Genomic DNA, 13,723 nt, shown 5'->3' with positions numbered 1-13,723 from the left:
GGTGTGCGCTCCTTATTGAACGTCGTCTTCGCGCATACGGCTGCGGAAGGAGTCGCGTGAACGCAGTGCGTCGCTGCTGGCTGCAGCCTGGCTGGCAGGCGTTGCAACCGCGGCGGGTGCGGACGCGGCGGCAGACGGTGCGGCAGCCGATGGCGCGGGAGTGCTGCTCGTGGCTTGCGGCACGGCCGCACCCGACGCAGCGGCGGCACCTGAAGCGGCCGCGGCAGCGTCGGCAACGCGCTGGCGAGTCTGCTCGACCAGCTTGTCGAGCGGCAGATAGAGCACGTTGTTGCCGCTCTTGCTGTCCACAAATACCTTGGTTGTATTCGAATAGATCTGCTGCATGGTATCCAGGTACATGCGCTCGCGAATCACCGCTGGCGCTTTCAAGTACTGCGCGTAAACCTGCTTGAAGCGTTCAGCGTCGCCTTGCGCCTGGGCCACGGTCTTGTCGCTATACGTTTTCGCTTCGTCGATCCGGCGCGCGACGTCGGCTTGCGCGCGCGGCAGCAGTTCCGCGGCATAGGCTTGCGCGTCACGCTTCGCGCGCTCGTTGTCCTGACGCACTTTGGCTGCGTCGTCGAAAGCGGCTTGCACCTGGCCGGGCACCTGCACGCCCTGAATCGTCACACCGGTCACGGTTAGGCCGGACTGGTATTGATCCAGGGATTGCTGAATCGACGCCACCAGTTGCTGGCGAATTGTTTCGCGATCCTGATAGAGAATGTCGTTCGTGCTGCGCGCGCCGACGATGCTGCGCACCGCCGCCTGCGCAGCCTGCATCACGCTCTGATCGGGATCGACGCTGCGGAAGAGATAATCGGTCGGCTTGCTCACCTGATACTGCACGGCAAAGCGCACGTCGACGATATCGGCGTCATGCGTGAGCATTGACGCGTCCTTCACATTGGCGAGACGCACCACATTGTTGCGGCCAATCTCCACCTGGCGGATCTGGCCGATATTGACGAGCTCGTGCGCCTCGAAAGGATACGGCAGGCGCCAATGCACACCCTGCCCTGCGGTATAGCGATACTTGCCAAACTGCATCACGACACCAGCCTGGCCATCTTGCACGACGAACACGCCGCTGCCGAGATAGATCGCAATCAACACGCCGATCACGATGCCCATGCCGATGCGCGCGCCGCGACCGTTATCCGGACGGCCACCACCCGCACCGCCGCCCTTGCGGCCGAATACCCGGCTCAAACGGCGATTGAAATCGCGCCACATCTCGTCGAGATCGGGGGGGCCTTCACCGTCCTTGGCCGGCGGACGCTTGGGTTCGTTGGGTCGTTGGCGCTCGCCATTGCCGTCGCCCCGGCCCCAGCGCGGATCGTTCAGTGAAAGCATGGCGCGCATGCGCAGCCAGATACTCCGCTCGTTGTAATCGTTCACCTGTGTTCGTTCACCAGAGTAGACAGCGGGTCAGTGCAATTGGAGCGGGTCAGTGCCCGAGTTCTGTGACCTTGTGGTCGTCGCGTGGTGCTGCCGACCGGTCTTCTTCCGACTGATCGACCAACGTATCGGGAAGAGATTCGGCAGTAGCGATTTCAGCGATGGCAGCGCGCAATGTATCCAGCCCTTGCCCCGTACGCGCGCTCAAAAAGACGCGCGAAATATTACCATACTCATCCCGCTCGACCGCATCGCCACGGGCCGCCAACTCCGGCACGGCGTCGATCTTGTTGAACACCAGCACCTGGCGGATGGTGTCCGCGCCGATTGCGTGCAACACCTCGTTCACCTGATCGATCTGATCGAGGCGTACGGCGCTCGACGCGTCGACCACATGCAGCAGCAGGTCGGCGTGAATAGTTTCCTCAAGCGTGGCGCGGAAAGCCGCTACCAGTTGGTGAGGCAATTCGCGGATGAAACCGACCGTGTCGGACACCACCACCTGGCCGACTTCGTCGCCGAGATAGACGCGGCGGGACGTCGTGTCCAGGGTGGCGAACAGCTGGTCGGCGGCATACGCCTGGGCCTTGGTCAGCGCATTGAAAAGCGTGGATTTGCCCGCGTTCGTATAGCCGACGAGCGACACGGACATGGTCTGGTTACGGCTGCGCGCGCGGCGCTGCGTGCCGTGCTGACGGCGCAGCTTTTCGAGGCGAGTTTTGAGCGCCTTGATGCGCTCGCCGATCAAACGGCGGTCGGTTTCGAGCTGCGTTTCGCCTGGGCCCCGCAAACCAATACCGCCTTTCTGGCGTTCAAGGTGGGTCCATGCGCGGATTAGCCGCGTCGATAGATACTGCAACTGCGCGAGCTCCACCTGCAGCTTGCCTTCGTGGCTGCGGGCGCGTTGCGCAAAAATATCGAGAATGAGACTGGTGCGGTCAATCACGCGGCGGTTAAGCGCCTGCTCCAGATTGCGCTGCTGCGCAGGGGCCAGAGCGTGATTGAAAATGACGAGCTCGATGTCGTTCGCCTCACAGGCAAGACGCAGTTCTTCGGCCTTGCCGCTGCCGACGAACATCTTGGCATCGGGACTGGACCGGCGCCCCGTGAGGGTAACTAAGGGATTCGCGCCCGCGCTTTGCGCGAGCAGGCTGAGTTCTTCGAGACTGGCTTCGAAATCGATCTTACCGAAGTCGATGCCGACAAGCGCTGCATTGATCAAATTGGAGGGTATCAAGATAAGGCGGCCGGGAGTAATCGCCAACGGGCGACGCTACGCCGGCCGCGGACGGGGGTTAGGACTGTTCGGAATCCGGGTGGAAATTCACCGGACGGGCAGGCACGACAGTAGAAATTGCGTGCTTGTAGACCATCTGGGTGACCGTATTCCTGAGCAACACGACGTACTGGTCGAACGATTCGATGTTCCCTTGAAGCTTGATGCCGTTGACCAGGTAGATCGACACCGGCACATGCTCTTTACGCAGTGCGTTCAAAAACGGGTCTTGTAACAATTGCCCTTTGTTGCTCATAGCAAACTCCGTATTTTTTTGCAGGTTGACTGAATTGACGACGAAGAAAAAGAGATCCGCCGTCAACCGCTACACTATAGCCGATTTTCATTTCTGCGCGCGGGCCCGGCCTGGCGGCCAAACCCAGCACACACGCGGGTTTTCAGCCTGGGTTTAGCCTTTGTCCGCGTAAGGGTTCGTCGATGATCTGAACTCTATGCGCAATGGAGTCCCAGTCAGCTTGAAAGTTTCCCTGAAGCGGTTTTCGAGGTAGCGTTTGTACGTTTCGGTGATCGCATCGAGTGCATTGCCGTGAATCACGATGATCGGCGGATTCTGTCCGCCCTGGTGCGCGTAACGCAGTTTCGGACGCACCGGACCACGTCGGCGCGGTTGCTGGAATTCGACTGCATCGATTAGCGCGCGCGTCAGCTTCGGCGTCGGCAGCTTGGCCATGGCCGCCGCGTAAGCGTCGTCGACCGAACGCATCAGCGGGCCAATTCCGGTTTTTTCCGCAGCGGAAATGAAATGGAATTTGGCGAAGTCGAGAAATTTTAGTTTGCGCTCGAGGTCCGCCTTCGTGCGCTCGCGCACATGCGGATCGAGACCGTCCCACTTGTTCACGCCCACAACCAGCGCACGGCCCTGCTCCACCACGAAGCCGGCAATGTGCGCGTCCTGCTCCGAGATGTCCTGGCGTGCGTCGAGCAGCAGGATCACGACGTTCGCGTCAGAAATCGACTGCAGCGTTTTCACCACCGAGAATTTCTCGATCGCTTCGAACACCTTGCCGCGGCGACGCAAACCCGCTGTGTCAATCAGCGTGTACGGCTTGCCCTGACGTTCGAAATCGACGTAGATCGAATCGCGCGTGGTGCCTGGCATGTCGAACGCGATCACGCGCTCTTCGCCGACCAACGCGTTGATCAAGGTCGACTTGCCGACGTTCGGCCGGCCGACGATGGCGATCTTCACGCCGCGCGCTTCTTTCTCGCCTTCTTCCTCTTCCGGTTGCCCCGCGTACGCAACGCCGAGCGCCTCGTTGATCATTTCGGTGACGCCGTCGCCGTGCGCCGCCGAGATTGCCCGCGGGTCGCCGAGACCGAGTTCGTAGAAGTCGGCGGCCACCGTGCTGTACTTCATCCCCTCCGCCTTGTTGACGACGAGGAAAATCGGCCGACCGACCTTGCGCAAGTAGTCAGCGATCGTCTTGTCTTGCGGCGCGAGTCCATTGCGACCGTCGACGATGAACACGACGACGTCCGATTCCTCCACCGCCTGGCGAGTTTGACGCGCCATCTCGTGCAGGATGCCGTCTTTCGCGACCGGCTCGAAGCCGCCGGTATCGACGACCAGATACGGCCGGTCGCCGGCACGCCCTTCGCCGTAGTGGCGATCGCGGGTGAGACCGGGCAGGTCGGCAACCAGCGCATCACGCGTGCGCGTGAGACGGTTGAATAGCGTGGATTTCCCCACATTGGGGCGCCCAACCAGGGCAATAACGGGTTTCATCAGATGTTGTTCACGGTGAAACGCGGGATCGAAATCGACCGCCCGCGTAGCGACGCCATGCGGCCGCTACACGGCAGCGTTTGACGAAAATTATCACGAATTCGGCCAGCCACGGACGCGCTGTCAATATGCGCACCCGGGCGGACGGGGGGTTGGCTGTATGGGGCGGCGCCAGTGGGCCGCCAGGTTCAGTCTTTCTTGCTCAACGGCTCGCATGCCAGTTCAATGCGAGGCGCCGAAGGTGGCGCCGCAAGCAGCCACCGATGGCCACATGGGCCGCTTCTGGTCCGACTTGCCGGACCAGCCAGTCCGGCGGAATTCTTCTAATTACTCTGTTGCCCAACAAAAACGCGCGCGGCCGGCGAGGCCCGCCTGCACGCTCGACTACCCGAGGCCTCTGCGATTAGCGCGGGCGGTAGCCGTACAGGTCGCCGTCGTGCGTCTGCACGACCAGTGTCTCGCCAGCCAGCACCGGTGCTGCGGTAATCGCGCTGCCGTCGGTCTTGACGCGGGCCACGAGCGTACCGTCGTCGCGCGACAGGAAGTGCACGTAACCCTGATAATCGCCCAGCACGGCGGCATGACCCAGCACGAACGGAACGCTGAGCTCGCGGTTCTTCAGCTTGTCGTTCTTCCACAGCGGGGCGCCGTTGCTGACGTCGAACGCCGACACCACCGACCAGTCGTCGGCCGCCACCACGGCGCGGTCATCTTGCGCGAGGCCGCTCGTGCTCGAAAACGCCTTTTCCCACACTGCACGGCCCGAATTCGCGTCAAAGCAGCCAATCTGGCCCTGGAACGTCACCGCGCAGGTTTCCGAACCGACCAGCGTGGGTGGACCGGTCACATCATTGATGCGCTCCACTTCCGTCACGCCCTTCGGATACGACACCGGCGTTTGCCAGTAGTTGTCACCGGTCTGCAGGTTGATCGCGGCGAACGCGCCACCCGGGAAACCCGCCAGCACAGCCGCGTCGCCCGCGAACGTCATGCCCGACGAGACGCGCAGATTGAGCGGCACCGCGCGGTTGCGATAGTTCCACTTCTGCTCGCCGGTTTGCGCATTGAACGCGACGATCTGACCGTCGACCGTGCGCACCACCACGAGGCCGTTGCCGACCAGCGGCGGCGAGATGATTTCACCCGGCGCCTTGGCGGTCCACAATTGCTTGCCGTCCGCACCAAGCACATAGACGTCGCCCTTCAGGCCGCCGACCGCCGTGAGCGTACCGTCACTGCCGACGCCTGCCGACAGATCGTCATGCAGCTTGACGCGCCAGATGTCCTGACCCGTTTGCGCGTCGATCTTCGCAACCGAGCCATTCGCGCCGGCCGCATACACCGCGTTGCCGACCGCGACTGGCGAGAACAGGTAACGACCCGCCTTGCCCACGCTGGCCTTCCACGCCTGCTGCACGTCGAGCACGGGTTTGAACTCGGTGAGCGGCGTCGGCACGCGGCGCTCGTCTTTCGTGGATGAGCAAGCCGCCATGGTGAGCACGGTCATCGCACAGGCAACGGGCACAGCGTAACGTTTCAGCAGATTCATCGGTGGACGAAGCATTCAGGAAATTAATTAAAGAAGACCGGTTGGTCGTTACATGCGGCGCGCTGCATGCGGCGATTAGCCGCCCAGCGCGTCCAGCTTGAACTGAATCAACTGGCGAGCCGAGCTATCGTTTTTCGACAGCGTGTCGAGCGCGAGCTTGTAGGCCGCGCGCGCGTCGTCGCGCTTGCCTTGCGCGGCGAGCAGGTCACCGCGGCCGTTCGCCACAATGCCCTTGAACGCATCGGACTGCGGTTCGGCGAGCAGTGCGAGGCCCTGGTCGTAAGCCTTGTCGTCGAGCAGCAGCGAAGCCAGGCGCAGCTTGGCAAGCTGCTTGAACTCGTCGTCTTTGGCGTGATCGATGGTCCATTGCAACTGGGCCTTCGCGGCGGCTTCATCACCCGCGGCGTACAGCGCCTTGGCAGCACCCAGCGCGGTCATCTGCGCATAGGCGGTGCGGCTGAATCTGTCTTCCATGTCGGCGGCGACGCGCGTGACTTTCGCCTTGTCGCCCGATGCCACGGCCTGCTGCACCTGGTCATACAGCACCGCGGCCTCCGCCGCCTGACGCCGTTGCCAGAAATTCCAGCCGTTCCAGCCGGCTGCTGCAACCAATGCCACCAGCACGAGCCACGTGGTTGCATTGCCCCACTGCGTCCACCATGCCTTCAGACTTTCAATCGATTCTTGTTCGTCGTGGTAACTCATCGCCCGGCGATTTCCTCTTTCTTGATACGTGTGCATGTCGAGCCACGGGGCTCGACGACATCGCGATCAGTCGTCGCCGTCATCGGCGGTTGCAACCATCGCATTGATTAGAAATTCGGTCAAGTCTTCGGCGGGCACGTTGTGTTGCTCGTTCTTACCGCCGTTAGCGCCCGTATCGCGCAGCGGCTTCACGCCGACCGTGCCGTTGGCGATCTCGTCTTCGCCGAGGATCACCGCGAATGCCGCGCCGCTCGCGTCAGCGCGCTTCATTTGCGACTTGAAGCTCGCCGTTTGACCGTCGGCGCTGCAATGCAGGATCACGTCGAGGCCCGTATCGCGCAAACGCTCGGCGATGATAAAGGCCTGTTCGCGTGCCGCGTCGCCCTGATGGACCACGTACACGTCGCAACCTTCGTCTTCCGGCACGAGTTGCTCTTCTTTCAGCAACTCGAGGATACGTTCGACACCCATCGCCCAGCCGCACGCACCCGTCGGCTTGCCGCCGAGCTGTTCGATCAGCGGATCGTAACGGCCGCCGGCCGCGACCGTGCCTTGCGCGCCAAGCTTGTCGGTCACCCATTCGAACACGGTCAGATTGTAGTAATCGAGACCGCGCACGAGACGCGGATTGATCGTGAACGGAATGTTGTTCGCCTTCAGAATGCGCTGCAGACCTTCGAAGTGCGCACGCGATTCCTCGCCGAGAAAATCGATCAGCTTGGGCGCGTTCTGCGCGACTTCCTGCATGGCCGGATTCTTCGTGTCGAGCACGCGCAGCGGGTTCGTATACAGACGACGCTTGGCCTCTTCGTCGAGCACGTCCATGTGCTTTTCGAGGTAAGCGATCAATTCGACACGATGTGCCGCGCGCTCTTCCACGAGACCCAGCGAATTGAGTTCGAGCTTGATGCCCATCAAGCCGAGGTCGTCCCACAGCCGCTGGCACATCATGATGATTTCAGCGTCGGTGTCCGGTCCGGCGAAGCCCAATGCTTCCACGCCGACCTGATGGAACTGCCGATAACGGCCGCGCTGCGGACGCTCGTGACGGAACATCGGGCCGATGTACCACAGACGCTTCGGACCGTCGTACAGCATGTTGTGCTCGATCGTGGCGCGCACGACTGCCGCCGTGTTCTCCGGGCGCATCGTCAGATTTTCGCCGTTCAACGCGTCCGTGAAGCTGTACATCTCTTTCTCGACGATGTCGGTCACTTCGCCGATACCGCGCTTGAACAACTGCGTATGCTCGATGATCGGCGTGCGAATATTCTGGTATCCGTACGAACGCAGCAGCGACTTGACGGTCGTTTCGAAAAATTCCCACAGCCCGGCTTCCTGCGGAAGGATGTCGTTCATGCCCTTCACGCCGGACAGCTTTTCGAGCTTTTTCTTCGGTTCAGTCATCTGTCTTCAATTGACGGTATTTAGTTGAGCGCTTCTGTGCGGCCGGCTTCAGTGCGGCCAGCTTCGGCGCGGCCGTAGCGGCGCTCGACGTAATCACTCACGATTTGCTGGAATTCTTGCGCGATGTTATCGCCGCGCAGCGTCTTGACCTTCTCGCCGTCGACGAACACCGGCGCGGCCGGATTTTCGCCCGAACCCGGCAAGCTGATGCCGATATTCGCCTGCTTCGATTCGCCCGGACCATTGACGATGCAGCCCATCACCGCGACATGCATCTTCTCGACGCCGGGGTACTGATCGCGCCAGACCGGCATCTGCGTGCGCAGATAGGTCTGGATTTGCGACGCCAGTTCCTGGAACAGCGTGCTGGTGGTACGGCCGCAACCTGGGCACGCGATCACCATCGGCGTGAACGAACGCAGGCCCATGGTCTGCAGAATTTCCTGACCAACGATCACTTCGCCGGTACGCGGGCCACCCGGCTCCGGCGTCAGCGAGATCCGGATCGTGTCGCCGATGCCTTGCTGCAGCAACACCGACAACGCAGCGGTCGACGCCACGATGCCCTTGGAACCCATGCCCGCTTCGGTCAAGCCGAGATGCAGGGCGAATTCGCAACGGCGCGCCAGTTCGCGGTACACGGCGATCAGATCCTGCACGCCGCTGACCTTGCACGACAGAATGATCTTGTTGCGCGGCAGGCCGATTTCGACCGCGCGCTCCGCCGAACCGATTGCCGACTGGATCAACGCTTCGTACATTACGCTCTGCGCTTCCCACGGTGTCGAACGCGCGGCGTTTTCGTCCATCATCTTTGCGAGCAGATCCTGGTCGAGGCTGCCCCAGTTGACGCCGATCCGCACTGGCTTGTCGTACTTCACTGCCGCTTCGATCATTTGCGCGAACTGGGTGTCGCGCTTCGCGCCGTGGCCGACATTGCCCGGATTGATCCGGTACTTCGACAACGCCTCCGCACACGCGGGGTAATCGCGCAGCAGCAAATGGCCGTTGTAATGAAAATCGCCCACCAGCGGCACCGACACGCCCATGCGGTCGAGCTGCTCGCGAACCGCCGGCACGGCCGCCGCCGCTTCGGGCGTGTTGACTGTGATACGCACCAGCTCCGAACCGGCTTGCGCCAGTTCCTTGATCTGGATCGCCGTGCCGATCGCGTCCGCGGTGTCCGTGTTGGTCATCGACTGAACGCGCACAGGCGCATCGCCACCGATGGTAACGAGCTGGCCGCCCCAACGGACATCTACCGCGTGCGACTTGCGCCGCGCAGCGTGGCCGCCGAACACCGGCTCGGTTGAAACGATCTTGCTACTCGATTGGGATTGAGCTTCGGATTGCATCGAAAAACCCATTTACGCCGCAGGCGCTACACAAAAGACGTAGCGCCTGAATTGAAAAAGCGCCGCGGACCGGTTGGCCGCGACGCATACCGTATCTATCAAGGCAGCGCGAAGCGCGCCACATTACCCTTGGCTGCCGAATATTTCGACGGATCGACCGGCTGGCCATCGAGCGTAAGCGACTCGAGACCTGCCTTGTTGCCGATCGTAACCTTGAAAGGCGCCGCGCCCGTTACTTCCTTCGTATCGCCTGCGTGCACGAGGCCCGAGAACACTTCCTTGCCATCCTTGCCACGCACGCTGAACCAACTGTCTTGCGTCACGCGTAGCGCGACGATCGCCTCACCCGCGGCTGGTGCCGCGGCCGACGCGGCAAGCACGGCGACCACCGGCGCGCTCGCGCTTTGCGCAGCAGGCTGCGCACCGGCCGTTGGCGCAACCCCTGCAGCCGTCACAGCCGGCGCGGACGACGGCGCCGTACCGGTTGCCAGCGGCGCGGGCATCGGCGTAGCCGACGCGGCGTTGTCTACTGCAGCCTGCGTTTCCGGCGCGGAAGCAGCGTCTTCCGCGGTTGCCTCGGAACCCGCCGCCTGACCTTGCGCCACCGCGCCCGATGCGCCGGTCGCGCCACCGTTCGCGCTCGCCTTCAAACGTGCGAGCCACGCCGACGAATCACCGCCGTTGGTATGCCACATGGTGAGGGCGATCACCGCGACGATCACTGCCGCAATACCCCACAGCCACGAGCGGCTCTTTTGCCCACTGCCGCCGAGCGACAGCGATACGCGGCCGCGCGGCAAATCCTTACCCGACGAAGCCGGCATCGACAGATCCGGCGCAGGCACGCCCTTCTCACGGCGCAGAGCCTGGGTGAACGGCGTGGGATCGGCGCCGAGCATCTTTGCGTAGCTGCGCACCACGCCGAGCGCAAAGGTCGTGTCCGGCAAGTGACTGATGTCGCCAGATTCGAGCGCACGCAATTTGGTGACGGATACCTTCAGGCGCGCCGACACGTCTTCGATCGTCCAGCCCTTCGATTCACGCAACTGGGTCAAGCGCGCGCCAACCGCTGCCAGGGAATCCAAATCCACCAAGCCCGGCTGCACAACAGGTTGCACCACCGCCCGGGCGACTGGCGCCGGATGGCCTTCGTTTGTGTCTGTATCCTGCGGCTGCGGGTGCTGCGGCTCACTCATCCCAAATCCTCTCGCGTCGATTCTTTTTCACTTGTGCAACCTGGACGAGCCAAAGCCTCGCGCCCGAATCGCAGACCGTTTATAACAAAATGCGCGGCCTTATGTGCCGCTTCCGATCGCTTCTGCAAACTTTCTTTTCAATCGCGGATCGCGCGGAGGGTTTTTGCGCGCCCGGACAGCTTCCTCCGAACGCTGCGCCCTGCCCCGTCTCGCACGATTACACGGCGCGAACCTCGATCACCTTCGCCGCCTTCCCGGTGCGCTCAGCGAGGCGCGTGCGGTCTTTCACCGCACCGGCCAACTGGCCGCAGGCAGCGTCGATATCGTCGCCGCGTGTTTTACGCACGGTGGTGACGACGCCGGCGTCCATCAACACTTGTGCAAACCGCTTGATCTGTTCCGGCTTCGAGCGGATGAGGCCCGACTCCGGGAACGGATTGAACGGAATCAGATTGAACTTGCACGGGACGTCGCGCGTCACGGCCAGCAATTCGCGCGCTTGCGCTTCGCTGTCGTTGACGCCGTCGAGCATGCAATATTCGAATGTAATGAAATCGCGCGGCGCGACTTTCAGATAGCGCTGGCAAGCGGCCATCAATTCGCGCAGCGGATACTTCTTGTTCAGCGGCACCAGCATGTCGCGCAACGGATCGCTCGGCGCATGCAACGAGACCGCGAGCGCCACCGGCAGATCGGCGCCGAGCCGGTCCATCATCGGCACCACACCGGAGGTGGACAGCGTGACACGCCGACGCGACAGGCCGTACGCGTTGTCGTCCAGCATCAGGCGCATGGCGGGCACCACCGCGTCATAATTGAGCAGCGGCTCGCCCATGCCCATCATCACCACGTTCGTGACGACGCGTTCGCCCTTGCCGTCACCACCCGTGGCGCGCCCACCATCCGTGCCGCGCGTCGCGCGCAGCGCGAACTCGGCCATGCGCAACTGGCCGATGATTTCACCAGTGGTGAGATTGCGGGAGAAACCCTGTTTGCCGGTCGAACAGAAACGGCAGTTGACCGCGCACCCGGCCTGCGACGACACGCACAGCGTGCCACGCGTTTCTTCGGGGATGTAGACGGCTTCAACCGCGTTGCTGTTGCCGACGTCGATCAGCCACTTGCGCGTGCCGTCGGTCGAAATATTGTCGCTGACGATGCCGGGCATCGTGATCGTTGCGCGTCCTTTGAGCTTTTCGCGCAAGGACTTCGCCAGATCGGTCATGCCGTCGAAGTCGGCGGCGTTGTACTGATGAATCCAGCGCTGCAATTGCTTGGCGCGAAACGGCTTCTCGCCCAGACTGTCGCAGTAGGCGACAAGCCCTTGGGCGTCGAGGTCGAGAAGGTTGACGGTGGGACTGCTCGTCATATCGAATCCTGCCATTTCAGTGCGAGACTACGTTCATGCAACAAGCTGCATGAACGCAATGCCGTTCGCGCCCGTTCCTGCTGCTTTACCTTACTACTTTGCCGGGCTGTTCGTGCGGATTCGTGCGACAAATCCAACGGCAGCGCGCGGAGAGCGCCAGTCACTAAAACCCGGCCAAACCCGCCTGAACCCGCTTAACGCGAGTAGACGTTCACTTGCGGGAAGAAGAACGCGATTTCAACCGCAGCCGTTTCAGCGGCGTCCGAACCGTGCACCGCGTTAGCGTCGATGCTGTCGGCGAAGTCGGCGCGGATCGTGCCCTTTTCCGCCTTCTTCGGGTCCGTTGCGCCCATCAGTTCGCGGTGCTTCAGGATTGCGTTTTCGCCTTCCAGCGCTTGCACGACGACCGGGCCCGAGATCATGAAATCCACCAGGTCCTTGAAGAACGGACGTGCGGCGTGCACAGCGTAAAACTTCTCTGCGTCGGCGCGCGACAGGTGGACCATGCGCGAAGCCACGATCTTCAGGCCAGCGTTTTCGAAACGGCTGTAGATCTGACCGATCACGTTCTTGGCCACTGCATCCGGCTTGATAATGGACAGGGTGCGTTCGATCGCCATAAAAACTCCAAAAAATTAAGAGGTTACAGATTCAAATGAATCCGCTATTGTAGCATGTTCCCGTGTATGATTGTGATTGGACCCTTACAACACTGAAAGACTCCGAGCAGGAGTTTCTAAATACTGGTAGCGTAGGCCGTGTGGACATTTTCGAGGGATTGAAACTCCCGGACATCGCGCCAATCTTAGGGATGGACACGCTGCGATCGGCCGCAAAAATCCCGGCCGGCGCTGTACGACCTGACACAACCTGCTGCGGTACCCGCGGCACAACACGCTTCTGAGGTAAGGAGAGACCATGAACGATCATCCGTATAGCTTTGGCCGCAATGGCGCAGTCAGCACGGTCGAAACACGCAACCGCGTACTACGGAACACCTACTGGCTGCTAGCGCTATCCATGATTCCGACCGTGCTCGGCGCATGGGTGGGCGTGGCAACCGGCTTCTCGCTGTTCGCCGCCACCAGCCCCGGCATGAGCATGCTGGCGTTCTTCGCGATCGCGTTCGGCTTCATGTTCGCGATCCAGAAAACCAAAGACAGCGCCGTCGGCGTGTTCGTGCTGCTCGGCTTCACGTTCTTCATGGGCCTGATGCTGTCGCGCATCCTGAGCTTCGTGCTCGGTTTTTCGAACGGCCCTTCGCTGATCATGCTCGCCTTCGGTGGCACTGGTGTGATCTTCGCCTCCATGGCCACGATCGCCACGGTCAGCAAGCGTGACTTCTCGGGTCTCGGCAAGTGGCTGTTCATGGGCGTGGTCGTGCTACTGCTGGCTTCGGTCGCGAACGTGTTCCTGCACTTGCCGGCCTTGATGCTGACGGTTTCGGTGCTGGCCATTGTGATTTTCTCGGCCTACATGCTGTTCGACGTCCAACGCGTCGTGAACGGCGGTGAGACGAATTACATCACCGCCACCCTCGCGATCTATCTGGACCTGTACAACGTGTTCGTCAACCTGCTCGCGCTGCTCGGCATCTTCGGCGGCAACCGCAACTAAGTTTGACGCAAGGCGCGGCGCCCGAAGCGTCCGCCTCGAAGAAAAAGCCCATGGCGAGCAATCGCCATGGGCTTTTTTTATTGCGCGGCCGGCGCGTCGAC

At 61.9% G+C, this 13,723-nt stretch carries 12 protein-coding genes; 1 reads left to right on the top strand and 11 read right to left on the bottom strand.

Features of this window, described 5'->3' with window-relative positions; genetic code table 11:
- Nucleotides 1–12: 12 nt before the first annotated feature.
- The 11 genes from hflK to ndk form a co-directional block, all read right to left on the bottom strand.
- Entirely contained in the window at nucleotides 13–1,401 is a 1,389-nt protein-coding gene (hflK, locus tag P0D84_RS07340; RefSeq protein WP_408334210.1) for an FtsH protease activity modulator HflK, read from the bottom strand.
- Between the two features lie 49 nt (nucleotides 1,402–1,450).
- Entirely contained in the window at nucleotides 1,451–2,638 is a 1,188-nt protein-coding gene (gene hflX / locus P0D84_RS07335; RefSeq protein WP_408334207.1) for a GTPase HflX, read from the bottom strand.
- 58 nt (nucleotides 2,639–2,696) lie between these two features.
- On the bottom strand, nucleotides 2,697–2,933 hold the full coding sequence (gene hfq / locus P0D84_RS07330; protein WP_006051315.1) for an RNA chaperone Hfq: 237 nt from the start codon (nucleotides 2,931–2,933) through the stop codon (nucleotides 2,697–2,699).
- A 153-nt stretch (nucleotides 2,934–3,086) separates the two neighbouring features.
- Nucleotides 3,087–4,424: a ribosome biogenesis GTPase Der gene (der, locus tag P0D84_RS07325; protein ID WP_179732798.1), complete on the bottom strand. Its 1,338-nt coding sequence runs from the start codon at nucleotides 4,422–4,424 to the stop codon at nucleotides 3,087–3,089.
- Nucleotides 4,425–4,827: 403 nt separating this feature from the next.
- Nucleotides 4,828–5,973, bottom strand: a complete 1,146-nt coding sequence (gene bamB / locus P0D84_RS07320; protein WP_408334203.1) for an outer membrane protein assembly factor BamB — start codon at nucleotides 5,971–5,973, stop codon at nucleotides 4,828–4,830.
- Nucleotides 5,974–6,048: 75 nt separating this feature from the next.
- Complete coding sequence (locus P0D84_RS07315) at nucleotides 6,049–6,678, bottom strand: YfgM family protein (RefSeq protein WP_408334200.1); 630 nt, start codon at nucleotides 6,676–6,678, stop codon at nucleotides 6,049–6,051.
- A 66-nt stretch (nucleotides 6,679–6,744) separates the two neighbouring features.
- Nucleotides 6,745–8,085 carry a histidine--tRNA ligase gene (gene hisS / locus P0D84_RS07310; protein ID WP_408334197.1) on the bottom strand — a complete coding sequence of 447 codons (1,341 nt, stop codon included), beginning with the start codon at nucleotides 8,083–8,085 and terminating at the stop codon, nucleotides 6,745–6,747.
- 20 nt (nucleotides 8,086–8,105) lie between these two features.
- Nucleotides 8,106–9,452 (bottom strand): flavodoxin-dependent (E)-4-hydroxy-3-methylbut-2-enyl-diphosphate synthase, encoded by a 1,347-nt coding sequence (gene ispG, locus P0D84_RS07305; protein WP_408334194.1) that lies wholly within the window; start codon nucleotides 9,450–9,452, stop codon nucleotides 8,106–8,108.
- 86 nt (nucleotides 9,453–9,538) lie between these two features.
- Entirely contained in the window at nucleotides 9,539–10,636 is a 1,098-nt protein-coding gene (locus P0D84_RS07300; protein ID WP_408334191.1) for a RodZ domain-containing protein, read from the bottom strand.
- 217 nt (nucleotides 10,637–10,853) lie between these two features.
- Nucleotides 10,854–12,005 (bottom strand): dual-specificity RNA methyltransferase RlmN, encoded by a 1,152-nt coding sequence (rlmN, locus tag P0D84_RS07295; protein ID WP_408334188.1) that lies wholly within the window; start codon nucleotides 12,003–12,005, stop codon nucleotides 10,854–10,856.
- A 194-nt stretch (nucleotides 12,006–12,199) separates the two neighbouring features.
- Complete coding sequence (ndk, locus tag P0D84_RS07290) at nucleotides 12,200–12,625, bottom strand: nucleoside-diphosphate kinase (protein WP_408334185.1); 426 nt, start codon at nucleotides 12,623–12,625, stop codon at nucleotides 12,200–12,202.
- 298 nt (nucleotides 12,626–12,923) lie between these two features.
- On the opposite strand from ndk, the gene P0D84_RS07285 reads away from it, so the two are divergent.
- Complete coding sequence (locus tag P0D84_RS07285; protein WP_179732812.1) at nucleotides 12,924–13,622, top strand: Bax inhibitor-1/YccA family protein; 699 nt, start codon at nucleotides 12,924–12,926, stop codon at nucleotides 13,620–13,622.
- Nucleotides 13,623–13,723: the final 101 nt, after the last annotated feature.

Origin of the sequence: Paraburkholderia sp. RL17-337-BIB-A, assembly GCF_046025895.1 — a bacterium.
In the GTDB taxonomy this organism is placed as follows: domain Bacteria; phylum Pseudomonadota; class Gammaproteobacteria; order Burkholderiales; family Burkholderiaceae; genus Paraburkholderia; species Paraburkholderia fungorum_C.
The sequence above is the reverse complement of the archived record's forward strand: the minus strand, read 5'-3'. Positions and strand labels throughout refer to the sequence as shown.